Genomic DNA, 22,288 nt, shown 5'->3' with positions numbered 1-22,288 from the left:
CCCGAGTACTCGACCACGGCGTTCCTGAAGGGCCTCAAGCAGGTCGACGGGTGGCAGGACATGCCCCTGACCGAGGCCGCACAGACCGTGCAGGTATCGGCGTACCCCGACCACTACGCCCAGTGGGAACAGCAGGCCGCCGACCTCGTCGCCAAGCACTGGAACAACTGACACACAGAGACAGACTTTCCACCACAAGGGGGAACGCTGGCCGGCACCCGACACGGGCGCCGGCCAGCGGCACATCTCGACCACCGACGACGGCCGGCACCCCACGCGGGGTGGCCGGCCGTCGGTGCGTACGAGGGTCAGACGCGGAAGCCGGCGGCCCGGGCCGCCTGACGTTCGCGGCGTCGGTCGGACCGGCGGCGCACGAACCAGACGACGAAGAGGACCAGCCCGAGCAGGAACGCCAGTACCAGCACCGGCAGGATGATCGCCACCACCGACATGACCACGCTGGTGGCGTCCTCGGCGGTGCTGGCCACCGGGGCGCCGACGCCGGCCGTGGTCGCGTTGACGACCGGTCGGGCGGCGGACTTCAGCAGGTGCACGCCGAGGGCGATCAGCACCCCGGTCACCACCGGGACCCACTGGTGGGAGGAGAAGAAGCTCCCCGGGTCGCTCACCGTCACCGTCTCCGACGACGAGCCCGCGCCGAAGGCCAGGCCACCCGCGGTGGGCCGGACCACGGTCTGCACCACGTCGTTGACGTGGTCGACCACGGGCACCTTGTCGGCCACGACCTCGATGACCAGCAGCACCGCCAGGATGGCGAGCACCCAGCCGTTGCCGAGCCACTGCCAGCCGGCGGGCAGGTCGATCAGGCTGGTGTAGCGGGCCAGCAACCCCATGGTGAGCAGGGGGATGTAGGCGTTCAGCCCCGCTGAGGCGGCGAGGCCGGTACCGGTGAGAACTTCGAGCACCGTCTCAGCATCCCACCGCCACGCCAGTGCCGCTCGGTGGCGCGGGCTGGGGCCTCGGCTACCCTCGTCGGGTGCGGTTGGTGATTGCGAAGTGCTCGGTGGACTACGTCGGACGGCTCTCGGCCCACCTGCCGCCGGCCACCCGGTTGCTGATGGTGAAGGCGGACGGATCGGTGTCGATCCACGCCGACGACCGGGCGTACAAGCCGCTGAACTGGATGAGCCCGCCCTGCCGGCTGGAGGAGGCCCCCGGTGTCTGGCGGGTCGTCAACAAGGCCGGCGAGGAGCTGCGGATCACCCTGGAGGAGATCTTCCAGGACACCTCGTACGAGCTGGGCGTCGACCCGGGCCTGCGCAAGGACGGCGTGGAGGCGCACCTCCAGGAGTTGCTGGCGGCCAACCCGGAGACGCTCGGCGAGGGGTTCACGCTGGTCCGCCGGGAGTACATGACGGCCATCGGTCCGGTGGACCTGCTCTGCCGGGACGCCAACCAGGGTGCCGTGGCGGTGGAGGTGAAGCGGCGCGGCGAGATCGACGGCGTGGAGCAGCTCACCCGGTACCTGGAGTTGATGAACCGCGACCCGCTGCTCGCGCCCGTCGCCGGGGTGTTCGCCGCGCAGGAGATCAAGCCGCAGGCCAGGGTGCTCGCCACGGACCGGGGCATCCGCTGCGTCGTCGTGGACTACGACAAGCTGCGCGGCATCGAGCGGGACGAACTCACCCTCTTCTGACGCCCTCCGCCCCGTGGCTCACCGGCCGTACATCGTCTTGATGGCCCTGACGAGCCGGGCGACGTCGGCCGGCGTCCGCTCGAAGGTCGTGGAGGCCAGCAGCGACCGGGCCCGCCGGCGGGTGATCGCCTTGGCGCGGCTGAATTCGCGCAGCCCGTCCTCGCCGTGGATGCGGCCGAAGCCGGAGTCGCCGACGCCGCCGAACGGCAGCGTGGACATCCCGGCGAAGGTCAGCGTCGAGTTGACCGACGCCATCCCCGAGCGCAGCCGCCGGGCGATCGCCACCGCGCGCCGCCGGCCGAAGACCGAACCCCCCAGGCCGTACGACAGGGCGTTGGCCCGGGCGACGGCCTCGTCGGCGTCGCGGACCCGGTTGACGGTCAGGGTCGGGCCGAAGGTCTCCTCGCGTACGGCGAGTGAGTCCTCCGGCACGTCCACCAGCACGGTCGGGCGCACGTACGGCGGCTGCACCGCGTCGGCGCCGCCCAGCACCGCCCGGCCGCCCCGGGCCAGCGCGTCGTCGATGTGCCGGCGGATCACGTCGAGCTGGCTCGGCATGGTGATCGGGCCGATGTCGGCGTCGTCGGGGCCGACGGTCAACCGGCCGGCCCGCTCGACCACCTTCCCGACGAAGGCGTCGAAGACCGGCTCGACCGCGTAGACCCGCTCGATGCCGATGCAGGTCTGGCCGGCGTTGGTGAGCGCGCCCCAGACGCACGCCTCGGCGGCGGCGTCCAGGTCGGCGTCGGCGTCGACGATCATCGCGTCCTTGCCGCCCGCCTCCAGCAGCACGGGCGTCAGCGACTCGGCGCAGGCCGCCATCACCTTCCTGGCGGTGGCGGACGAGCCGGTGAAGGCCACCTTGCCCACCCCGGAGCGGCAGAGTGCGGCGCCGACGTCACCGAGCCCGTGCACCGCGGTGAACACCGGGCGTTCCGGCACCACCTCGGCGAACGTGTCGACCAGCCACTGCCCGACGGCGGGGGTGTACTCGCTGGGCTTCAGCACCACCGCGTTCCCGGCCGCGAGCGCGTACGCGACGGAGCCGATCGGGGTGAAGACGGGATAGTTCCACGGCCCGATCACGCCGATCACGCCGTGCGGCTGGTATTCGAGGTGGGCGGAGAACTCGGCCAGGACGAGCCGCGAGCGGACCCGGCGGGGGCCCAGCACCCGGCGGGCGTTGCGGGCCGCCCAGTCGACGTGCTCGACGGCGCTGACGATCTCCACGATGGCGTCGGCCAACGGCTTGCCGCCCTCGGCGTGCACCAGCTCGGCCAGCTCCTCGATCCGCCGGGCGAGCAGGGCCCGCCACCGCAGCAGCTGCTCCCTGCGCGCGGCGAAGCCGAGCCCGGCCCACCACTCGCCGGCCGGCCGGGCGCGGTCGACCGCCCGCGCGACGTCCTCGGCGGTCGCCACCGGCAGGCGACCGACCTCCGCGCCGGTCGCCGGGCTCGTCGACACCAGCCGACCGTCCTCGATGACCGGGGTTCCCGGGGCATGCACAGCCGTCATGACGGAAGTCTAGACCTGAGGATTACTCGCCGGTAGGGTGGCGCGCCCGCTGGTTCCGGTCCGCCGGGCCACCCGTACGGAAGAGGTCATGGCCCGCCGCCCGGCCTCGTTGAACGCGGTGGTGCCCGATTCCGTGGACGTGGCCGGGTGTCCGGCCGGCCGGGACTTGTTCGCGGTTTTGTCAGCCGGTGGACGCCGAACCGGCGAACGGGAGGTGTCCGGCCGGGGGCGTGGAGGTGACCGCCCGGCGGTCGAGGGCGACTACCGTGTGGTGGCAGGCTGACGCGCGGGGTGACCGCGCGGTGTGGGGGGCTGACTGTCCATGGAGGAGCGTCCGGAACTGATGCCGTTGCTGACGGTGGCGGGTGGGGCGATGCGGGGGCTGAGTTTCCGGGTCGGCCCGGTGCGGCAGGTGATCGGTCGGGTGCCGACCGCCGACATCGTCGTGCCCGACGCGCACCTGAGCCGCCGGCACGCCGAGGTCTGGCTGACGGACGAGGGCGCCTGCCTGGCGGACCTGGGCTCGACCAACGGCACCTGGCTGAACGACCGGCGGATCACCGGCGTGGAGCAGTTGGCCGACGGGGACGTGATCCGGCTCGGGCGCACCGAGCTGCGCCTCTTCGACCCGGGCGTGGCGCGGACCGATCCGGTGGGGCTCAGCTTCGGCCAGCCGCGCCGGGACCACCGCCCGACGCTGCCGCTGCCGATCGCGACCCCGGCCCTCCCGGGCGCCGACCCCCTCGTGACCCCCGCCCTTCAGGCTGCCCAGCCGGCGCCGTCGCTGTCGGCCGCGATGCCGGCCCTCCAGGGTCCCGACGCGGTGCCGCCGCTGCCGGTGGGCGCGCTGGGGTCCGCCCCGTCCTGACCTGTCGCCGCACACTTCCCGACCAGGGAACATGGCGGGAGGACCCATGGACGCGGCCGGGGCGTCGTGGCAGCATGCCGCGGATGGAGACCGGACAGCAGCTCGTGTCGGCGAACGGGATCACCCAGGCGGTGCGGGTGGCCGGGCCGCCGGACGGCGTGCCCGTGCTGCTGATCCACGGCAACTGCTCGTCCGCGGCGTTCTGGGAGCCGCTGGTGCGGCGGCTGCCGGACACCCTCCGGGTGGTCGCGCCCGACCTGCGGGGCTACGGGTACACCGACACCGCCCCGGTGGACGCGACCCGGGGGCTGACCGACTTCTCCGACGACCTCGCCGCGCTGCTGGACGAGCCGTCCCTGTTCGCGCCCGGCGCCCGGCCGGTGGTCGTCGGGCACTCGCTGGGCGGGGGAGTGGCCATGCGGCTGCTGGTCGACCACCCCGACCGGGTGGCCGCGTTGCTGCTCGCCGCGCCGGTCTCGCCGTACGGCTACGGGGGCACCCGCGACCTGGCCGGCACCCCCACCACGTCCGACTTCGCCGGCACCGGGGCGGGCACGGCCAACCAGGAGTTCGTCAAGCGGCTGGCCGCCGGCGACCGGGGCGCGGACAGCCAGGCCAGCCCGCGCAACGTGCTGCGGGCCACCTACGTGGCGGACCCGGCCTCGCTCGGCGACGACGAGGAACTGCTGCTGGACACCCTCCTCACCACCGCGACGGGCGACGACAACTACCCGGGCACGGCGGTGGACTCGACGAACTGGCCCGGCACCGCTCCGGGCCGGCGCGGCGTGCTCAACGCGCTCTCCCCGGCGTACTTCCGGGTCGCCGACGAACTCGTGGCCGTCGCCGGCAAGCCGCCGGTCACCTGGATCCACGGGGACGCCGACGTGATCGTCTCGGACACCTCGCTGTTCGACCTGGCGCACCTGGGCTCGCTCGGCGCGGTGCCGGGCTGGCCGGGGGCGGATGCCTGCCCGGCGCAGCCGATGGTGGGGCAGACCCGGGCGGTGCTGGAGCGGTACGCGGCGGCCGGTGGCGCGTACCGGGAGGTGCTGCTGCCCGGCTGTGGGCACAGCCCGCACCTGGAGCGGCCGGCCGAGTTCGTCGCCGAGCTGCTCCGGCTGACCGGCGGGGCGGCCTGACGACGGGCGGGCCGACGGGCCGCGCCGCTCGTGAAATACCCCACCGCGTCTCGACAACCGAACGTCACGTGGCAGACTCGCGCGCATAACCTTAGTGGCCGTTCACGCGGCTGTGCGGAGCATTGGGGAGGCCGGTCGTGGCGCGCGAGTTCACCAGCGTGGGCGTTGTGGGTCTGGGCACCATGGGTGCCGGCATCGTCGAGGTATTCGCGCGCAACGGCGTCGACGTCGTCGCGGTCGAGATCTCCGAGGGCGCGCTGGAGCGCGGTCGGGCCACCCTGACCGGCTCGACGGACCGGGCCGTGACCAAGGGCAAGCTCGCCGAGGCGGACCGGGACGCGCTGCTGAGCCGGGTCCACTGGCAGGTCGGGCTGGACGCGCTGCACTCGGTGGACCTCGTCATCGAGGCGGTGCCCGAGCACCTGGACCTCAAGCAGCGGATCTTCGCCGAGCTGGACCGGGTCTGCAAGCCCGAGGCGATCCTCGCCACCAACACCTCGTCGTTGAGCGTCACCGAGATCTCCGTCGCCACCAGCCGGCCCAACCAGGTGATCGGCATCCACTTCTTCAACCCGGCCCCGGTCATGAAGCTCGTCGAGGTGGTCCGGACGGTGGTCACCTCCGCCGACGTGGTCGCCGACGTGGAGGCGCTCTGCGAGCGGCTCGGCAAGGTCGACGTGACCATCAACGACCGCGCCGGATTCATCGCCAACGCGCTGCTCTTCGGCTACCTCAACCACGCCGTCGGCATGTTCGAGTCGCACTACGCCACCCGCGAGGACATCGACGCGGCCATGAAGCTCGGCTGCGGCCTGCCGATGGGCCCGCTGGCGCTGATGGACCTGATCGGCCTGGACACCGCGTACGAGATCCTGGACACCATGTACCGGCGCGGCGGCCGGGACCGCCGGCACGCCCCGGTGCCGCTGATCAAGCAGATGGTCACCGCCGGGCTGCTCGGCCGCAAGTCCGGCCGGGGCTTCTACACCTACGAGCGGCCGGGCTCCCCGAAGGTCGTACCGGACGAGCGGACGCCCGTGGCCGCGGAGCCGGCGCTGGCCGACGGCGCGCGCGCCACCGCGAAGGTGGGCGTGGTGGGCTCCGGGACGATGGCCACCGGGATCATCGAGGTCTTCGCCAAGGCCGGGTACGAGGTCGTCTCGGTGACCCGGGGCGCGGAGAAGTCCGCGAAGGTCTGCGAAGCGGTCAAGACCTCGCTCAACAAGGGCGTGGTGCGCGGCAAGGTCAGCGAGACCGACCGGGACGCCGCGCTCGGCCGGATCAACTGGTCGGCCACCCTGGAGCACCTCGCGGACGTCGACCTCGTGGTCGAGGCCGTGGTGGAGGAGCTGAGCGTCAAGAAGGCCCTCTTCGCCAGCCTCGACGAGATCTGCAAGCCGGGCGTCGTGCTCGCCACCACCACCTCGTCGCTGCCGGTGATCGACGTCGCGATGGCCACCCAGCGGCCCGCCGACGTGGTCGGGTTGCACTTCTTCAACCCGGCCCCCGTCATGCCGCTCGTCGAGATCGTGCAGACCATCCGGACCTCGGCCGAGACGACCGCCACCGCCCGCGCCGTCTGCGCCGCGCTGGGCAAGACGGGCGTGGTCTGCGGCGACCGGTCCGGCTTCGTCGTCAACGCGCTGCTCTTCCCGTACCTCAACGACGCGGTCAAGATGCTGGAGGCCAGTTACTCCACCGCCGACGACATCGACTACGCGATGAAGCTGGGCTGCGGCTACCCGATGGGCCCGTTCGAGCTGCTCGACGTGGTCGGCCTGGACGTCTCGCTGGCCATCCAGCGGGAGCTCTACCTGGAGCTGCGTGAGCCGGGCTTCGCGCCCGCCCCGCTGCTGGAGCACCTGGTCACGGCCGGCTACCTGGGTCGCAAGAGCGGCCGCGGCTTCCGCGACCACACCCGTCGCTGAGCGGGTCAACGCCCGGCGCCGATGACGGCGTCTGCATGGTGTGACCTTCGAGGAGTACGTCAGCAGCCGCGGGCCGGCCCTGATCCGGCTGGCCCGGCTGCTGACCGGGGACGAGCACCGGGCCGAGGACCTCACCCAGGACGTCCTCGCCCGCGCTTACGTGCACTGGCGGCGGATCGCCCGGGCGGACCGGCCCGACGTGTACGTGCGCCGGATGCTGGTCAACGCCAACAACTCCTGGTGGCGCCGGCGCGCGAGCCGGGAACTGGCGACGGCCGACTTCGCCGAGCGGCCGCAGCGCGGCGACCTCGGCGGGGAGACCGCCGACCGGGACGCGATGTGGCGGCTCGTCCTCGGGCTGCCGGAACGCCAGCGGGCGGTGCTCGTGCTGCGCTACTACGAGGACCTCGACGACGCGACCATCGCCCAGATTTTGGACTGCTCGCCGGTCACCGTCCGCACCCATGCCATGCGGGCGCTCGCCCACCTCCGGGAGCGCTGCGACCTCCCGACGACGAACGGGAGCCGGCCGTGACCGACCTTGACGAGCGGATCGTACGGGTGCTGCGCGAGCGCGCCGAGGGAACGGTCGACACCGACCGGCTGACGGCGCGTGCGGTCGCCGGGGGTAAGGCCCGCCGTCGTCGTCGGGCCGGCGCGGGGGTCGCCGTGGGCCTGGTGGCGGTGCTCGGGCTCGCCGTCGCCACCAGCGCCGGCTGGCTGGAGGAGGTACGCCCACCGTACGCCGCCGCGCCGGGAACCTCCGCGGTGACGCCGGCCCGGGCGGACGGCGTACCGGGAGCCGCGAGCCGGCCCGACCTGGTCGGCACGGATCCGCAGGTGCTGCACTTCGGGTTCGACCCGGCCCGGGCCCGCTACCTGGGCTGGGAGGTCTGGTCGGGGGTGGAGCTGGTCCGGGCCGACGTCGGCGGTGGCCGGGCGGTCACCGTCGAGCTGACCACCTCCGCCGCCGCGCTCATGCACGGTGTGGTCGACGGACTGCCGTTCGACGTGTCGGGGACCGCCGAGAAGGCCTACGACGGCAGCGATCGCCGGCACCGGGGCAGGGGAGAGACGCCCAGCTGGGTCCGGCTCTGGCAACCTGCCCGCGGCCTGTACGCCCGGGCCACCGTGACCGCCGCCACCGCTCGGGAGATCGACGTGGCGCTCCGCGCCCTCCGGCTGGGCGACGCGCGCCGCTGCGACGGCCCGGTGCGGCTATCCACGCTGCCCACCGGCGCCCGGCTCACCGGCTGCCGGATCGACGCGGACTCCTTCCCCGCCACGCTGCAGGTGTCGCTGCGGGTGACCGCGAGCGAGCAGCGGCAGATGACCGTGTCCTTCGAGTACGCGAGGAGTATCGCCAGCAGCCGGACCGAGGGGAACCGGACGATCGCCGGCCGGCCCGCCTACCGTTACCCGCAGGGCGAGCAACTGGAGCTGCTCGGATTCCCGAAGGCCCACCTGGTGGCCGACTTCGGCTGGCCCTTCGACGGCTTCACCGAGCAGGACGCCGCCCTCGTACTAGGCGGGGCGCGGGTCGCCGAGGACCTGACCCGCCCCGAGACCTGGGACTGACCGGGCCGGGCCGGGCCGACTGGCCCTCCCGCCGTCGGCCCGTACGCTTGGTGACCGTGAGCCCCCGTCGCAACCGACCCCGCCGCGATGAGTCCGCGCACCTCGACTCCGACCGGGCCCGTCAGGGCGTCGCCTCGGTGCAGCAGTGGCGCGACGGCGAGTGGCAGGTGCGCGGGATCAGCGGCGGGGCGTCCACCAAGACGTACCGCTGTCCGGGCTGCGACCAGGAGATCCGGCCCGGGGTGGCGCACCTGGTGGCGTGGCCGGCCGACGGGCGGGGCGACCTGACGGACCGGCGGCACTGGCACAGCGGCTGCTGGCGCGCCCGGGACCGGCGCGGGCCGGTCGTCCAGCGCGGTCGCGGCGCCCCCCGGTACGGCTGAGCGATCTGGATCACCCTGTTTCCGCCCCGCCCGGCGGTCCCCGGCCGCACGGGTGAGACTGGACGGGTGAGCACACCGATCCGCGCGTCCACCATCCTGCCCGGGCGTCGCGAGGACATCGAACTGCACACCGCGGACGGACTGCGGCTGGTCGGCGAGCTGGCTCGACCGCTGGACCGGGAGCCGGTGGGCACCCTCGTCTGCCTGCACCCGCTGCCCACGCACGGCGGGATGATGGACAGCCACGTGTTCCGCAAGGCGGCGTGGCGCCTGCCGGCCCTGGCCGACCTGGCGGTGCTCCGCTTCAACACCCGGGGCACCAGCAGCCTGCGCGGCACCAGCGAGGGCGCCTTCGACAACGCCGTCGGCGAGCGTTTCGACGTCGCCGCCGCCATCGAGTACGCCGAGTTCGCCGAGCTGCCGAACATCTGGCTGCTCGGCTGGTCGTTCGGCACCGACCTGACGCTCAAGTACGGCTGCGACCCGGCGGTCACCGGGGCGATCCTGCTCTCCCCGCCGCTGCGCTACTCCACCCCGGCGGACCTCGACCACTGGGCGGCGTCCGGCAAGCCGCTGACCGCCCTGGTGCCGGAGTTCGACGACTACCTGCGCCCCGACGAGGCGCGGGAACGCTTCGCGGCGGTGCCGCAGGCCGAGGTGGTCGGGGTGCCCGGCGCGAAGCACCTCTGGGTCGGCGACGCCGAGACCGTGCTGGACGAGGTGGTCCGCCGGGTCGACCCGGCCGCCGCCGTGCCGCTGCCTACCACCTGGGACGGCCCGGTGGAGACCGGCGACGTCAGCGCGTACGCCGACCGCACGGTGGCCTCCTTCGCCGACCGGCCGGTGCCCGGCCCGCCCGCGGGCCAGGCCGGCTGACCCGCCCGCCCGCGGGCCAGGCGGTCGTCGCGGTCCCGGCCGGGGTCAACGGGACTCCTGCCTGGGCAGGATCACCTCCCGCAGGATGAGCTGGAACGCGGCCACCGCCGGGATTGCGATCAGCGCGCCCACCACGCCCAGCAGGGACACGCCGAGCAGCGCGGCGACCAGGGCGGCCACCTCGTTGACCGCCACCGACCGGCGCATGACCTTGGGATAGATCAGGTAGTTCTCCACCTGCTGGTAGATCAGGAAGAACACCACGCAGGCGATGCCGGCCGGCGGGTCGGTGGCGAAGCCGACCAGGCTGACGATCACCGCGCCCAGCGTGGCGCCGATCTGCGGGACGAGGTCGGTCACCGCGACCACCACGGCCAGCGCGAACGGGTACGGCAGCCCGACGACCAGCGCGAAGACGAACGTGGTCGTCCCGGCCAGCACCGCGATGCTGATCGCACCCACCATGTACGCGCCGACCTTGGTGAGGATCTCGTCGCCGATCAGCCGCACCCGCTCCCGGCGGGACCGGGGCACCAGCGAGTAGCCCAGATCGCGGAGTCGGTCGAAGTAGGCGAGGAAGTAGATCGTCAGCACCAGCACGGTCAGCCCCCGGAGCACCGTGCCGAAGAGCATCTGGGCCCCGCCGAGCACCCCGCCGAGCGCCCGCCCGATCGTGGCCGGGTTCGCCGCGTTCTGTATCCGCTCCATCAGGTCGTACCGCTCCACCAGGTCGTTGACCGTCCGGTTGCGGCGCAACTCCTCCAGGTAGCTCGGCAACTGGTCGACGAACTGCCCGGTCTGCGTGACGATCGGCGGCACCAGGGCGAACACGCCGCCGCAGAGGAGCAGCACGACCGTCAGCGCGACCGTCGCCACCGCCGCGCCGTGCGGGAGCCCCCAGGACCGCAGCCGGACCACGGCGGGGTGCAGGCCCACGGCGAGGAAGATCGCGATGACCACCATGACGAGGATTCCGGCCGCGTTGCGCAGGCCCAGATAGAGGGCGTACGCGAGCAGCACACCGGCCGCCCCCGTGAAGCCGACCAGGAAGCTGCTGCGCCGCAGCGGCCGCCCCGGCGTGCCGAACCGCCCCGTCCCGACGGCCGGCATTTCGTCGCCGCCCAGCGTCGACGCCTCGACCTCGGGCACCGCACCGGCCCGCTCCCGCTCGGCGGCCCGTTCCCGCCCGGGCTCGGCCGTCCGCTCCCGCGCGGCGGCCCGCCTCCGTCCCGGGTCGGGGGCCCGTTCCGGCTCGGCGGCCGTCCCGGCTGGGTCCGGGGTGGCCTCGGGCTCCCGGTCGGCGCCCGACGCCGCAGGTCCGTCCTGTGCCATCCGGACCTCCCTGATCGACTCTCGCCGGCGCCCGCCGGCTTCCCCGGGCGCGGGGAGCCCAGGTCCGGGGGCTCCGATCAGGAGCGTAGTGGTCGTCAGGGCGCCGAACCGACCCCCGTCCGTCCACCGGGTCGCGTCGGCCCGGCCAACGGCCGGGTGGGTGGTCAGTCCTTCTCGACGACGACCTTGCTCGGCTTGGCGCTGCGCTCGTCGGTGGTCGGCTTCGTCGGCCGCTTGCCGTTCTCGCCGGTGCTGGTGATCTTCGTCGGGGTGGCGCCCCGGCCGGCCTCACCCGGCACCGCCGCCACGGTCGGCTCCCCCTCCACGCCGGCGCTGGCGGTGCCGCCGTCGACGGTGGTCACGGACGCGACCTTGCCGCTCTCCGGCTGCCCGGCGTCCGCCGGCTCGATCCGACCCTTGGCCGGCTGGCCGGCCTCCGCCGGCTCGACCTTGCCCGCGCCGGGCCTGCCGTCCTCGACCGTGGCGGCCTCCTTGCCCCCGGCCCCACCCGCCGGAGCCGCTCCCGCTCCGGCCGGCGCGGCCTCCTTCTTCGCCTCGCCCGCCGCGGCCGGGGCGGTGTCCTTACTGGCCCCGCCCGGCCCCGCCGGCGTCCCGTCGCTCCGGGACGCGGACGCCCCGCCCGCCCCGGCGGCGGTCGACGCCTTCCCGCCGTTCGCCGTGGCGGTGCCGGTCCCGGCTCGCCCGCCGTCGGCCACCGGGCCGGCCGCGGCGGTGGCCGTCCCGCCCCGTCCGTCGGCCGCACCGACCAGCCCCAACCGCAGCTCGGCGACCTGCCGCTGCAACTCGTCGGACTCCTGCCGCGACTTCCACGTCTCCTGCCGCAGGTCGGCGAGCTGCTGCTGGGCCTGCGCGATCTCCAGCATCACCTGGGCGAGCTGCTGACGGCTCGCCGCGGCCTCCTGCTGGGTGGCGGCGAGGTGCTGCTGGGTGGTGGCCAGGTGCTGCTGCGTCGTCGCCGCGTACTCCTCGAACTGGCGGCGCGAGGTCGCCACGTGCTCGTCGGCCGTGCGGCGCTTCTCGGCCGCCTCCGACTCGGCCCGGCCGAGCAGCGTCGCCGCCTCCTCCTCGGCCTGGCGGCGCATCGCCAGCGCGTCCCGTTCGGCGGCCTGCCGGACGGCGGCGGCACCCTGCTCGATCTCGTTCTTCCGGCTGGTGTACTCCGACTCCAGCGTGGCGCGGCGCGACTCGAACCCGGTCTCCAGCTCGTCGTGCCGGCTCTTGTGCTGCTGCTCCAGCTCGGCGAGGCGGGTCTTGTACTGCTTCTCCAGGTCGTCGCGGCGCTTGGCGAACTCCTGCTCGGCGGTCGTCCGGCGCTGGGTCAGCTCGCGGTCCGCCGCCTCGCGGCGGCTGTTGACCTCCTGCTCCACGCCGGCCCGCCAGGCGCCCAGCTCCTGCTGCGTCTGCGCCCGGGCCTGCTGCACGTACGCCTCGGTCTCCGTGCGCATCCGCTGCACGTACGCCTCGGTCTCGGCGCGGCTGCGCTTGGCCGCCTCGGCCGCCTGGGTGGTGAGCCGCTCCGCCTCCTGCCGGGCCTTGTCGCGGGTGGCCCGGCCGGCCTGGGCGGCGTCGTCGATGATCTGCTTGGCGTCCCGCTGGGCCTTGGCGTGGGTGGCCCGGCCCGCCTCGGTGGCCTGGTCGACCAGGCGCTTGGCCTCCTGCTGGGCCTTGGCGTGGACCTCCTTGGCGGCCTCGCGGAGCTGGGTGGCCTCCTGCTGGGCCCTGGCGTGGACCTCCTTGGCGGCCTCGCGGAGCTTGGTCGCCTCCTGCTGGGCCCGGTGGTGGATCTCCTTGGCCGCGTCCCGCAGCTGGGCGGCCTCCTGCTGGGCCTTCGCCAGCGCCTCCTGGGCGGCCTTGCCCAGCCGCGCGGCCTCCTCCTTGGCGGTCCGGACCGCGGCGTCCGCCTCGGCCTTGCGGGCCGCGCTGTGCCGCTCCTCCTCCGCCCGGCGGGCGGCCAGCGCGATCTCGAAGTCCTTGAGCGCGGTGGCGGCCTGTTCGCGTGCCTCATCGATGATGTGCTCGGCGGCGGCCCGGCGCGCCTCGATCTCCTGGTTGGCGGCGACCAGGACCGCGTCGGCCTGCTCCTCGGCGAGGGTGAGGATCTGTTCCACCCGCGGGCCGAGGTGCCGGAAGGAGACGTTCTCCAGCGCGCCGGACGACTTGCGCGCCTGGGCGAGGTCCCGCTGGAGCACCTCCACCTGGCCGGCGAGCTTGTGGATCTGTGTGTAGGCCTGTTCCCGCTCGGCCGCGAGGGCCGCGATCTCGTGCTCCGCACGAGCGACGTACCGGTCGACCTGTCGTTTCTCGTACCCCCGCAGAGCGGACTCGAAGCTGGGCTCCGTGGTCACGTCCCCGCCGAGAGCGAACAGTTCCTCGCCGTGCGACATGCCCCCATCCTCACACGCATCCGGCTCTGCTGGGGCGATACGGACGCCCCGGATGGGACCTACTTCACTGCGGCCACGCCCGGGCAATTCCCTGGCGGGAAAACGCATACGGCGCGGGGCACACCGGTCACCCGGTGTCACCCCGCGCCGTCGTCATGCCCCCCGGTCGGGTCGGTCAGTTGGACGTCTCGGCAGCCACCCGCTCGTCCGCGCCGTCGGCCTTCTTCGCCTCGGGCTTGGCCGGCGCGGCCGGCTGCGTGGCCGGCACGCCCGGCACGATGCCGGCGAGGCCGGAGAGCATCTGGCCGAGCTGGGAGGTGACGGCGTCCTTCTGCCGGGTGAGGTCCTCGACCTCGCGGCGAGCCGCCTGGGTGGTCAGCTCGGCCTCGGTGCGCGCCTCGGTGAGCAGCCGCTTCGCCTCGGCCTTCGCCTCGCCGAGCGTCTTCTCGGCCAGCGCCTTGGCCTTGTCGACCGTCTCGTTGGCGGTGCGCTCCGACTCGACCCGGCGGGCCTCGGCGCGCTGCTCGATCTCCTTGGCCCGCTCCTGCGCCGCGTGGGCCCGCTGCTCCGCCTCGCTGACCAGCTTCTGGGTCTGCGCGACCTGCGCCGCGTGCCGCTCCGACTCCTCGCGCTCGGCCTTCTCCCGGCGCTCGGCGAGCTGGAGCTCCAGGGCCTGGAGGTCCTTGTCGCGCTTGTCCCGCGCGTCGGTGAGCAGCTTGGTCGCCTCGGCGCGCTTCTCCTCGGCCTCCCGGGCGGCCTTCGCCCGCTGCTGGGTGATCTCCCGCTCGGCGGTCGCCCGGAGGGTGGCGACCTCGCGCTCGACGGTGGACTTCAGCTCGGCGACCTCGTGCGCGGTGACCGTGCGCAGCTGCTTGGTCTCGCGGTCGGCGTCGGCGCGCAGCGTGTCGGCCTCGCGCCGGGCCTGGACGCGGACCTCGGCGGCCTCGCGCTCGGCGGCGGTGCGGACGCTGCCGGCCTCCCGCTCGGCGGTGGCCTTCATCGCCGCCGCCTCGGCCCGCGCCTTGTCGGTGATCTCGCGGGCCTCGAGGCGGGCGGCGGAGAGGATGCCCTCCGACTCGCGCTTGGCCTCGTTGCGGTGGTCGTTGGCCTGCTCCTCCGCCAGCCGGAGGATCTGCTCGACGCGGGTGCCGAGGCCGGAGAGGGTGGGCCGGCTGTTCTCCTCGAGCTGCTTGTTGGTGTCGGCGAGTTTCTGCTCCAGCGTGCTCATGCGCTGTTCGGCCTGGCGGAGCCGGCGCTGGGCGTCGTTCATGCGCTGCTCGGCCTCGGCCCGGGCCTGCTCGGACTGGGTCAGCGCGGCCGTCATCCGGCCGATGAAGTCATCGACCTGGTGGGTGTTGTAGCCGCGTAGGCCGACGGTGAAATCGGGCTGGGAGTTCGCGTTATCGAAGAACGCAAGAGGGGAGGACTGCTGGGGCATTGGGACATACTCGCAGACTCCCCAGGGTGCTTCGCAAGAGCGGTCCCGAGCTTTCGCGTCCTCTTTACATGGTCAACTGCGGGAGTCCCGGGAGGCGGCACCGATCGGCGATCTTGGCAGGTCCCGGGCGGGTCGGACGGCACGGAGAGTGACTACGGAAAAGGGCCGCGGGAGATCGCCGCGGCCCTTTGTCGCGCATGGCCGGGTCGCTCGAATGAGCGCCCGCGTCGGTGGCGGAAAACGATCGTCGTTCGCCCCAATGACTCGTCGGTGTGGTCAGTGGCCGCGGAACCGGTTGATCGCGTCCTCGTGCCGGGAGCGCAGCTCGCGGTCGCGCACGCCGAGCCCGTCAGAGGGGGCGAGGCAGCGGACGCCGACCTTGCCCTGGTGCGCGTTGCGGTGCACCTCGTACGCGGCCTGGCCGGTCTGCTCCAGGCCGTAGGTCCTGGACACGGTCGGGTGGATCTTGCCCAGTGCCACCAGCCGGTTCGCCTCCCACGCCTCACGGTAGTTGGCGAAGTGGCTGCCGACGATCCGCTTCAGGTGCATCCAGAGGTAGCGGTTGTCGTACTGGTGCTGGTAGCCGCTGGTGGAGGCGCAGGTGACGACGGTGCCGCCGCGCTTGGTCACGTAGACGCTCGCGCCGAAGGTCTCCCGGCCCGGGTGCTCGAAGACGATGTCCGGGTCCTCGCCGCCGGTCAGCTCGCGGATCCGCTCGCCGAAGCGGCGCCACTCGTCCGGATCCTGGGTCTCCTCGTCCTTCCAGAAGCGGAAGCCCTCGGCGGCCCGGTCGATCACCAGCTCGGCGCCCATCCTGCGGCACAGCTCCGCCTTGTCGGGGGAGGACACCACGCAGACCGGGATCGCTCCGCCGTTGAGCGCCATCTGGGTGGCGTACCCGCCGAGGCCGCCGGAGGCGCCCCAGATCAGCACGACGTCGCCCTGCTTCATGTTCGCCCCGTGGTGCGACACGAGCTGCCGGTACGCCGTCGAGTTGACCAGGCCGGGGCTGGCCGCCTCCTCCCAGCTCAGGTGGCGCGGCTTGGGCATCAGCTGGTTGGCCTTGACCACGGCCAGCTCGGCGAGGCCGCCGAAGTTGGTCTCGAAGCCCCAGATCCGCTGCTGCGGGTCGAGCATGGTGTCGTCGTGCCCGGGCGCGTCCTCCAACTCCACCGACAGGCAGTGCGCGACCACCTCGTCGCCGGCCTTCCAGCGGGTCACCCCGGGCCCGGTGCGCAGCACCACGCCGGCGGCGTCCGAGCCGACCACGTGGTACGGCAGGTCGTGCCGCTTGGTCAGCTCGGAGTGCCGGCCGTAGCGCTGGAGGAACTTGAAGGTCGACAGCGGCTCGAAGATGCTGGTCCAGACCGTGTTGTAGTTGATCGCGCTGGCCATGACCGCGACGAGCGCCTCGCCCGGCCCGAGTTCCGGCGTCGGCACCTCCTGCACGTGCAGCGCCTTGCGCGGGTCCTTGTCCCGGGTGGCCAGGCCGTCGAACATCCGGGCCTCGTCGGCGCGCACCACGACGCCCCGGTACGACTCCGGGACCGGCAGGCCGGCGATGCCGCCGAGCTCCCGCTCCGGTTGGTCGGATCCCTCCGCCGCCATGATCGCTTCGAGGATGTCCTGCACGTCGACCTCCCGTTCGTCCGCACCCGCGCACGCGGGCCTGGGTGCTGCCATCGTCGGCGTGAGTGCGGCCGGCCGCCATGTCGGCATCCGACACATCCGGCACGGCCGAGCTCCTGTTGGGGCGGGACGTTACTGAACGGTAGCTAGGGCTGGAAGTCCTCTGTGAAAAACTGCATCGGCCGATGCGTGGAGGTGTCCGGGCGGCGGTCGTACCGCGCAGCGCCGCGCTCGACGCCGGTGGTCACCGGCCCCCGGTCGGTGGTGGGGGCCGGTCGTGGGCGTCAGTGCGCGGCGGGCTCGACCAGCTCGACGAGCACGCCGCCGGCGTCCTTCGGGTGGACGAAGTTGACCCGGGAGTTCGACGTGCCGCGCTTCGGGGTGTCGTAGAGCAGCTTCACGCCCCGCTCGCGCAGCGCCGCACAGGCGGCGTCGATGTCGGCGACCGTGTACGCCACCTGCTGCACGCCCGGCCCCTTGCGGTCCAGGAACTTCGCGATGGTCGACTCGGGCGTCAACGGGGCCAGCAGTTGCAGGCAGCCGCCCTCGGTGGTCGGGCCGACGGCCAGCATCGCCTCGCGGACGCCCTGCTCGGCGTTGGTCTCGGTGTGCACGCAGCGCATCCCGAAGGTGCGCTGGTAGAAGTCGATCGCGGCGTCCAGGTCGGCCACGGCGACCCCGACGTGGTCGATGCGGAGCAGGCCGATGTCTGTGACATAGTCGGCAGCGGTCTCGACGGGGGAGTTCTCAGCCATGGCGCTAGTCTGACCGAACAATCGTTAAGGCGTACAGGTCGGCACCCCCTCGGAGGCAGGCAATGGCTTCGGTGATCGTCAGCGGCGCGCGGACCCCCATGGGGCGCCTGCTGGGCAACCTCAAGGACCTCTCCGCGACCAGGCTCGGCGGCGTGGCGATCAAGGCGGCGCTGGAGCGCGCCGGCGTCGCCCCCGAGCAGGTCCAGTACGTGATCATGGGTCAGGTGCTCCAGGCCGGTGCCGGGCAGATCCCGGCCCGCCAGGCGGCGGTCGAGGCGGGCATCCCGATGTCCGTGCCGGCCCTGACCATCAACAAGGTCTGCCTCTCCGGCCTGGACGCGATCGCCCTGGCCGACCAGCTCATCCGGGCCGGCGAGTTCGACATCGTGGTGGCCGGCGGCATGGAGTCGATGACCAACGCCCCGCACCTGCTGCTCGGTCAGCGCGGCGGCTACAAGTACGGCGACGTCGTGGTCAAGGACCACATGGCGCTGGACGGGCTCACCGACGCCTGGGACTGCTGCTCGATGGGCGAGTCGACCGAGCGGCTCGGCGCGAAGCACGGCATCAGCCGCGAGGAGCAGGACGCGTTCGCCGCGGCCAGCCACCAGCGGGCCGCCGCCGCGCAGAAGAACGGCCACTTCGCCGACGAGATCACCCCGGTGGTCATCCCGCAGCGCAAGGGTGACCCGCTGGTGATCAGCGAGGACGAGGGCATCCGCCCGGACACCACCGTCGAGGTGCTGGCCAAGCTGCGGCCCTCGTTCACCAAGGACGGCACCATCACCGCCGGCAGCTCCTCGCCGATCTCCGACGGCGCCGCCGCCGTGGTCGTAATGAGCAAGGCCAAGGCCAAGGAGCTGGGCCTGACCTGGCTGGCCGAGATCGGCGCGCACGGCAACGTGGCGGGGCCGGACAACTCCCTGCACTCGCAGCCGTCCAACGCCATCCAGCACGCCCTGAAGAAGGGCGGGCTGAGCGTCGAGGACCTCGACCTCATCGAGATCAACGAGGCGTTCGCCCAGGTCGGCATCCAGTCCACCCGTGACCTCGGCATCAGCCCGGACAAGGTCAACGTCAACGGCGGCGCGATCGCGCTGGGCCACCCGATCGGCATGTCCGGCGCCCGGCTGGTGCTCACCCTGGCCCTGGAGCTCAAGCGCCGGGGCGGCGGCACCGGCGCGGCCGCGCTCTGCGGTGGCGGCGGCCAGGGCGACGCACTGGTCATCCACGTCCCGGCCCCCGGCGAGAGCGGTCAGTGAGCGCGGCGCGCCGCTGATCGGGTAGAGCCGCCGAAAAACGAAGGCAGTGCAGTGAGCGGGAGGAGTGAGCCGGTCTTGCGAGCCCCGCAGTCGCGAACAGAGGCAGTGCAGTGAGCGAGATCGTCGACGACGTCCCGGCGGCGGGCGCACCCCCGGTGCGCCGCAGCCGGGACGTGCCGATGCTGGTCGAGCGGGCCCGCGCGGGGGATCCCCGCGCGGTGGCCCGGCTGATCACCCTGGTCGAGTCGGGCGACGAGACGCTGCCGCGGATCGCGGCGGCGCTCGCGCCGTACGCCGGGCAGGCCCAGGTGGTCGGCCTGACCGGCTCGCCCGGGGTGGGCAAGTCCACCACCACCAACGAGCTGGTCCGGGCGCTGCGCGCCCGGGGGCACCGGGTCGGCGTGCTGGCGATCGACCCGTCCAGCCCGTTCACGGGCGGGGCGATCCTCGGCGACCGGGTCCGGATGCAGGACCACGCGACCGACCCGGGCGTCTACATCCGCTCGATGTCCAGCCGGGGGCACCTCGGCGGGCTGTCGGCGGCCACGCCGCAGGCGGTCCGCGTGTTGGAGGGCGCCGGCTGCGACGTGGTGCTGGTGGAGACCGTCGGCGTCGGGCAGGCCGAGGTGGAGGTCGCCTCGCTGGCCGACACCACGCTGGTGCTGCTCGCCCCGGGCATGGGCGACGCGATCCAGGCGGTCAAGGCCGGCATCCTGGAGATCGCCGACGTCTTCGTGGTCAACAAGGCGGACCGGGATGGCGCCGACGCGACGGTGCGCGACATCCAGGGCATGATCGCCCTGGGCGAGCGCGGGCCGGGCCAGTGGCGGCCGCAGGTGGTGCGTGCGATCGCCGCGCGGGGCGAGGGGATCGATGACATCGCCGCCGCCATCGACAAGCACCGGGGCTGGCTGGTCGAGCACGGCGAGCTGCGCCGCCGCCAGGAGGCGCGGGCCGCCGCCGAGATCGAGGCGATCGCGCTGGGCGTGCTCCGCGCCCGGATCGGCTCCCTGCGCGACGGTACGGAGCTGCCGGCGCTCGCCGCGAAGGTGGCCGAGGGCGCCCTCGACCCGTACGCGGCGGCCGACGAGCTGCTCGCTCAACTCGGCTCCTGAGGCGTCCCCTCCCGGACCCGCCGACCTAGTACGCTCGCACCGCTCCACGGACCCGTGGGGCGGTGCGCGGCGAGTGGGGGGACGATGGGCGACGAGGCGACCCAGGAGCTGTCGGTGACGCCGGACGCGGTGGCGGGCGGGAGCACGCACGTCTCCGACGAGGTGGTGGAGAAGATCGCGGTGGCCGCCACCCGGTCGGTGCCCGGGGTGGCCGAGCTGGGCGGCGACGTGGCCCGGTTCTTCAACGCGGTGCTCGACAAGGTCGGGCTGGACCAGGTCGGCGACGCCCGGCGGGGCTGCTCGGCCCACGTCACGAACGGCGCGGCCGTGGTCAACCTGGTCATCGTGATCGAGGCGGGCCGGCCGGTGCCGCAGGTGACCGACGCCGTCCGGGTGAAGGTGACGGAGGCGGTCGAGGCGTACGGGCTGCGGGTCGACGAGATCAACATCCGGGTCGATGACGTGACGCTGGGGGAGCCCGCCGCGCCGACCGCCTGACCGGCACGGGCAGCTCAGGTTACCGGCCGGTACGAGTTGCCTTAGCGATCGTTCAGGCTGGGCTCTACACTCGACGTGCAGGTCGAGGACTCGAGGAGGAGCCCCGCGGATGAACGCCGACGAGATCGCAGCCGGACGGGCACGCTGGCAGGCCCGCTACGACGCCGCGCGCAAGCGGGACGCCGACTTCACCACGCTCTCCGGGATGCCCGTCGACCCGGTCTACGGGCCGCCGGAGGGCGTCGCCTACCCGGGCTTCGAGCGGATCGGCTGGCCGGGCGAGTACCCGTACACCCGGGGTCTGTACCCGACCGGCTACCGCGGGCGGACCTGGACCATCCGGCAGTTCGCCGGCTTCGGCAACGCCCGGCAGACCAACGAGCGCTACAAGATGATCCTCGGCGCGGGCGGCGGCGGCCTCTCGGTCGCCTTCGACATGCCCACCCTCATGGGCCGGGACTCGGACGACCCGCAGTCGCTCGGCGAGGTGGGCCACTGCGGCGTCGCGGTGGACAGCGCCGCCGACATGGAGACGCTCTTCGACGGCATCGACCTGGCCGGCGTGACCACCTCGATGACCATCTCCGGGCCGGCCGTGCCCGTGTTCTGCATGTACCTGGTGGCCGCCGAGCGGCAGGGCGCCGACCTGTCCCGGCTGGACGGCACGCTGCAGACCGACATCTTCAAGGAGTACATCGCGCAGAAGGAGTGGCTCTTCGACCCGGAGCCGCACCTGCGCCTGATCGGCGACCTGATGGAGTACTGCGCCCGGGAGATCCCGCGCTACAAGCCGCTCTCGGTCTCCGGCTACCACATCCGGGAGGCCGGCGCGACGGCCGCGCAGGAGTTGGCGTACACGCTCGCCGACGGGTTCGGCTACGTCGAGCTGGGGCTCTCGCGCGGGCTGGACGTCAACGTCTTCGCCCCGGGCCTGAGCTTCTTCTTCGACTCGCACGTCGACTTCTTCGAGGAGATCGCCAAGTTCCGGGCCGCCCGCCGGATCTGGGCCCGCTGGCTGCGCGACGTCTACGGCGCGACCAGCGAGAAGGCGCTCTGGCTACGGTTCCACACCCAGACCGCCGGGGTGTCGCTGACCGCCCAGCAGCCGGTCAACAACGTCGTGCGGACGGCCGTCGAGGCGCTCGCCGCGGTGCTCGGCGGGACCAACTCCCTGCACACCAACGCGCTGGACGAGACCCTCGCGCTGCCCACCGACGAGTCCGCCGAGATCGCCCTGCGTACGCAGCAGGTGCTGATGGAGGAGACCGGGGTGACCAACGTGGCCGACCCGCTCGGCGGTTCGTGGTACGTGGAGGCGCTCACCGACAAGATCGAGGCCGAGGCGGAGGCGATCTTCGCCCGGATCCGGCAGCTCGGCGGGGAGGGCCCGCACCAGATCGGCCCGATGACCTCCGGCATCCTGCGCGGCATCGAGGACGGCTGGTTCACCGGCCACATCGCCGAGTCTGCCTTCGTCTACCAGCAGGCGCTGGAGAAGGGCGACAAGAAGATCGTCGGCGTCAACTGCCACACCGGCACGGTCGCCAAGGACCTGGAGATCCTGCGCATCTCGCACGAGGTGGAACTGGAGCAGCGCCGGGTGCTGGCCGAGCGCAAGGCCGGCCGGGACGACTCCGCCGTCAAGGCGGCGATCGAGCGGATGGTCGCGGTCGGCCGGACCGACGGGAACATGATCCCGGCCATGCTGGACGCCGTACGCGCCGAGGCCACCCTCGGCGAGATCTGCGACGCCCTGCGCGCCGAGTGGGGCGTCTACCGCGAGCCCGCCCGCTTCTGATCCGCCCGACGGCGCCGGGGAACTCCCCGGCGCCGTCGGCTTTCCGGCAGAAGCCCCACACCTGCGACGACCGGTCGTGACAGTTGCAACTGTCGCCGTCGCGGTTGAT

At 73.2% G+C, this 22,288-nt stretch carries 19 protein-coding genes; 12 read left to right on the top strand and 7 right to left on the bottom strand.

Going from position 1 to position 22,288, the window contains the following annotated elements; translation table 11 throughout:
- Nucleotides 1–308 precede the first annotated feature (308 nt).
- The gene (locus tag ABT006_RS21000) at nucleotides 309–926 is read right to left on the bottom strand and encodes a DUF4126 domain-containing protein (RefSeq protein ID WP_350708713.1); all 618 of its coding nucleotides are present in this window, start codon (nucleotides 924–926) and stop codon (nucleotides 309–311) included.
- 71 nt (nucleotides 927–997) lie between these two features.
- Here ABT006_RS21000 and nucS point away from each other — a divergent pair, with 71 nt between their 5' ends.
- The gene (gene nucS / locus ABT006_RS20995) at nucleotides 998–1,657 is read left to right on the top strand and encodes an endonuclease NucS (protein ID WP_076472317.1); all 660 of its coding nucleotides are present in this window, start codon (nucleotides 998–1,000) and stop codon (nucleotides 1,655–1,657) included.
- An 18-nt stretch (nucleotides 1,658–1,675) separates the two neighbouring features.
- Here the strand turns inward: nucS and ABT006_RS20990 are convergent, their stop codons facing one another.
- Nucleotides 1,676–3,172, bottom strand: a complete 1,497-nt coding sequence (locus ABT006_RS20990) for an aldehyde dehydrogenase family protein (protein WP_350708711.1) — start codon at nucleotides 3,170–3,172, stop codon at nucleotides 1,676–1,678.
- Nucleotides 3,173–3,494: 322 nt separating this feature from the next.
- Here ABT006_RS20990 and ABT006_RS20985 point away from each other — a divergent pair, with 322 nt between their 5' ends.
- The 7 genes from ABT006_RS20985 to ABT006_RS20955 all read left to right on the top strand — a co-directional run bounded on the left by ABT006_RS20985 (nucleotide 3,495) and on the right by ABT006_RS20955 (nucleotide 9,947).
- Nucleotides 3,495–4,040, top strand: a complete 546-nt coding sequence (locus ABT006_RS20985) for an FHA domain-containing protein (RefSeq protein ID WP_350708709.1) — start codon at nucleotides 3,495–3,497, stop codon at nucleotides 4,038–4,040.
- A gap of 74 nt (nucleotides 4,041–4,114) precedes the next feature.
- Nucleotides 4,115–5,182, top strand: coding sequence for an alpha/beta hydrolase (locus tag ABT006_RS20980; RefSeq protein ID WP_350708707.1), 1,068 nt, complete (start codon nucleotides 4,115–4,117; stop codon nucleotides 5,180–5,182).
- A 137-nt stretch (nucleotides 5,183–5,319) separates the two neighbouring features.
- Nucleotides 5,320–7,110, top strand: coding sequence for a 3-hydroxyacyl-CoA dehydrogenase family protein (locus ABT006_RS20975; protein WP_350708705.1), 1,791 nt, complete (start codon nucleotides 5,320–5,322; stop codon nucleotides 7,108–7,110).
- 40 nt (nucleotides 7,111–7,150) lie between these two features.
- Nucleotides 7,151–7,645, top strand: a complete 495-nt coding sequence (locus tag ABT006_RS20970) for a SigE family RNA polymerase sigma factor (RefSeq protein ID WP_350708703.1) — start codon at nucleotides 7,151–7,153, stop codon at nucleotides 7,643–7,645.
- Nucleotides 7,642–8,688: a hypothetical protein gene (locus tag ABT006_RS20965; RefSeq protein WP_350708701.1), complete on the top strand. Its 1,047-nt coding sequence runs from the start codon at nucleotides 7,642–7,644 to the stop codon at nucleotides 8,686–8,688. The genes ABT006_RS20970 and ABT006_RS20965 overlap by 4 nt, the downstream gene beginning before the upstream one ends.
- Before the next feature lie 56 nt (nucleotides 8,689–8,744).
- Nucleotides 8,745–9,071, top strand: coding sequence for an Rv1322 family protein (locus ABT006_RS20960; RefSeq protein ID WP_350708699.1), 327 nt, complete (start codon nucleotides 8,745–8,747; stop codon nucleotides 9,069–9,071).
- A gap of 66 nt (nucleotides 9,072–9,137) precedes the next feature.
- Nucleotides 9,138–9,947, top strand: coding sequence for an alpha/beta hydrolase (locus ABT006_RS20955; protein ID WP_350708697.1), 810 nt, complete (start codon nucleotides 9,138–9,140; stop codon nucleotides 9,945–9,947).
- Nucleotides 9,948–9,992: 45 nt separating this feature from the next.
- Here ABT006_RS20955 and ABT006_RS20950 read toward each other — a convergent pair whose 3' ends face one another.
- The 5 genes from ABT006_RS20950 to mce all read right to left on the bottom strand — a co-directional run bounded on the left by ABT006_RS20950 (nucleotide 9,993) and on the right by mce (nucleotide 17,506).
- Nucleotides 9,993–11,057 carry an AI-2E family transporter gene (locus ABT006_RS20950; protein ID WP_350708745.1) on the bottom strand — a complete coding sequence of 355 codons (1,065 nt, stop codon included), beginning with the start codon at nucleotides 11,055–11,057 and terminating at the stop codon, nucleotides 9,993–9,995.
- 386 nt (nucleotides 11,058–11,443) lie between these two features.
- Nucleotides 11,444–13,684: a coiled-coil domain-containing protein gene (locus ABT006_RS20945; protein WP_350708695.1), complete on the bottom strand. Its 2,241-nt coding sequence runs from the start codon at nucleotides 13,682–13,684 to the stop codon at nucleotides 11,444–11,446.
- Between the two features lie 175 nt (nucleotides 13,685–13,859).
- Nucleotides 13,860–15,122 (bottom strand): coiled-coil domain-containing protein, encoded by a 1,263-nt coding sequence (locus ABT006_RS20940; protein WP_350708693.1) that lies wholly within the window; start codon nucleotides 15,120–15,122, stop codon nucleotides 13,860–13,862.
- Between the two features lie 276 nt (nucleotides 15,123–15,398).
- Nucleotides 15,399–16,754, bottom strand: a complete 1,356-nt coding sequence (ccrA, locus tag ABT006_RS20935) for a crotonyl-CoA carboxylase/reductase (protein ID WP_350708743.1) — start codon at nucleotides 16,752–16,754, stop codon at nucleotides 15,399–15,401.
- Nucleotides 16,755–17,035: 281 nt separating this feature from the next.
- A complete protein-coding gene (gene mce, locus ABT006_RS20930) occupies nucleotides 17,036–17,506 on the bottom strand; it encodes a methylmalonyl-CoA epimerase (RefSeq protein WP_350708691.1) in 471 nt (156 codons plus the stop codon).
- A gap of 62 nt (nucleotides 17,507–17,568) precedes the next feature.
- Here mce and ABT006_RS20925 point away from each other — a divergent pair, with 62 nt between their 5' ends.
- The 4 genes from ABT006_RS20925 (at nucleotide 17,569) to icmA (ending at nucleotide 22,179) form a co-directional block, all read left to right on the top strand.
- Nucleotides 17,569–18,768, top strand: coding sequence for an acetyl-CoA C-acetyltransferase (locus ABT006_RS20925; protein WP_350708689.1), 1,200 nt, complete (start codon nucleotides 17,569–17,571; stop codon nucleotides 18,766–18,768).
- A gap of 179 nt (nucleotides 18,769–18,947) precedes the next feature.
- Nucleotides 18,948–19,883, top strand: coding sequence for a methylmalonyl Co-A mutase-associated GTPase MeaB (gene meaB, locus ABT006_RS20920; protein WP_502891011.1), 936 nt, complete (start codon nucleotides 18,948–18,950; stop codon nucleotides 19,881–19,883).
- 84 nt (nucleotides 19,884–19,967) lie between these two features.
- On the top strand, nucleotides 19,968–20,381 hold the full coding sequence (locus tag ABT006_RS20915; RefSeq protein WP_350708685.1) for an Asp23/Gls24 family envelope stress response protein: 414 nt from the start codon (nucleotides 19,968–19,970) through the stop codon (nucleotides 20,379–20,381).
- A gap of 109 nt (nucleotides 20,382–20,490) precedes the next feature.
- A complete protein-coding gene (icmA, locus tag ABT006_RS20910; RefSeq protein ID WP_350708683.1) occupies nucleotides 20,491–22,179 on the top strand; it encodes a coenzyme B12-dependent isobutyryl-CoA mutase large subunit in 1,689 nt (562 codons plus the stop codon).
- The last annotated feature ends 109 nt before the right edge of the window (nucleotides 22,180–22,288 follow it).

The organism is Micromonospora sp. NPDC002717 (assembly GCF_040295705.1).
Lineage (GTDB): Bacteria > Actinomycetota > Actinomycetes > Mycobacteriales > Micromonosporaceae > Micromonospora.
The sequence above is the reverse complement of the archived record's forward strand: the minus strand, read 5'-3'. Positions and strand labels throughout refer to the sequence as shown.

What these genes read in the sequence shown, in the direction of transcription:
- ABT006_RS20990 (WP_350708711.1), bottom strand. Translation starts at nt 3,172, where the DNA reads ATGACGGCTGTGCATGCCCCGGGAACCCCGGTCATCGAGGACGGTCGG.
- ABT006_RS20985 (WP_350708709.1), top strand. Translation starts at nt 3,495, where the DNA reads ATGGAGGAGCGTCCGGAACTGATGCCGTTGCTGACGGTGGCGGGTGGG.
- ABT006_RS20980 (WP_350708707.1), top strand. Translation starts at nt 4,115, where the DNA reads ATGCCGCGGATGGAGACCGGACAGCAGCTCGTGTCGGCGAACGGGATC.
- ABT006_RS20950 (WP_350708745.1), bottom strand. Translation starts at nt 11,057, where the DNA reads ATGCCGGCCGTCGGGACGGGGCGGTTCGGCACGCCGGGGCGGCCGCTG.
- ABT006_RS20945 (WP_350708695.1), bottom strand. Translation starts at nt 13,684, where the DNA reads ATGTCGCACGGCGAGGAACTGTTCGCTCTCGGCGGGGACGTGACCACG.
- ABT006_RS20940 (WP_350708693.1), bottom strand. Translation starts at nt 15,122, where the DNA reads ATGCCCCAGCAGTCCTCCCCTCTTGCGTTCTTCGATAACGCGAACTCC.
- mce (WP_350708691.1), bottom strand. Translation starts at nt 17,506, where the DNA reads ATGGCTGAGAACTCCCCCGTCGAGACCGCTGCCGACTATGTCACAGAC.
- ABT006_RS20925 (WP_350708689.1), top strand. Translation starts at nt 17,569, where the DNA reads ATGGCTTCGGTGATCGTCAGCGGCGCGCGGACCCCCATGGGGCGCCTG.
- meaB (WP_502891011.1), top strand. Translation starts at nt 18,948, where the DNA reads ATGCTGGTCGAGCGGGCCCGCGCGGGGGATCCCCGCGCGGTGGCCCGG.
- ABT006_RS20915 (WP_350708685.1), top strand. Translation starts at nt 19,968, where the DNA reads ATGGGCGACGAGGCGACCCAGGAGCTGTCGGTGACGCCGGACGCGGTG.
- icmA (WP_350708683.1), top strand. Translation starts at nt 20,491, where the DNA reads ATGAACGCCGACGAGATCGCAGCCGGACGGGCACGCTGGCAGGCCCGC.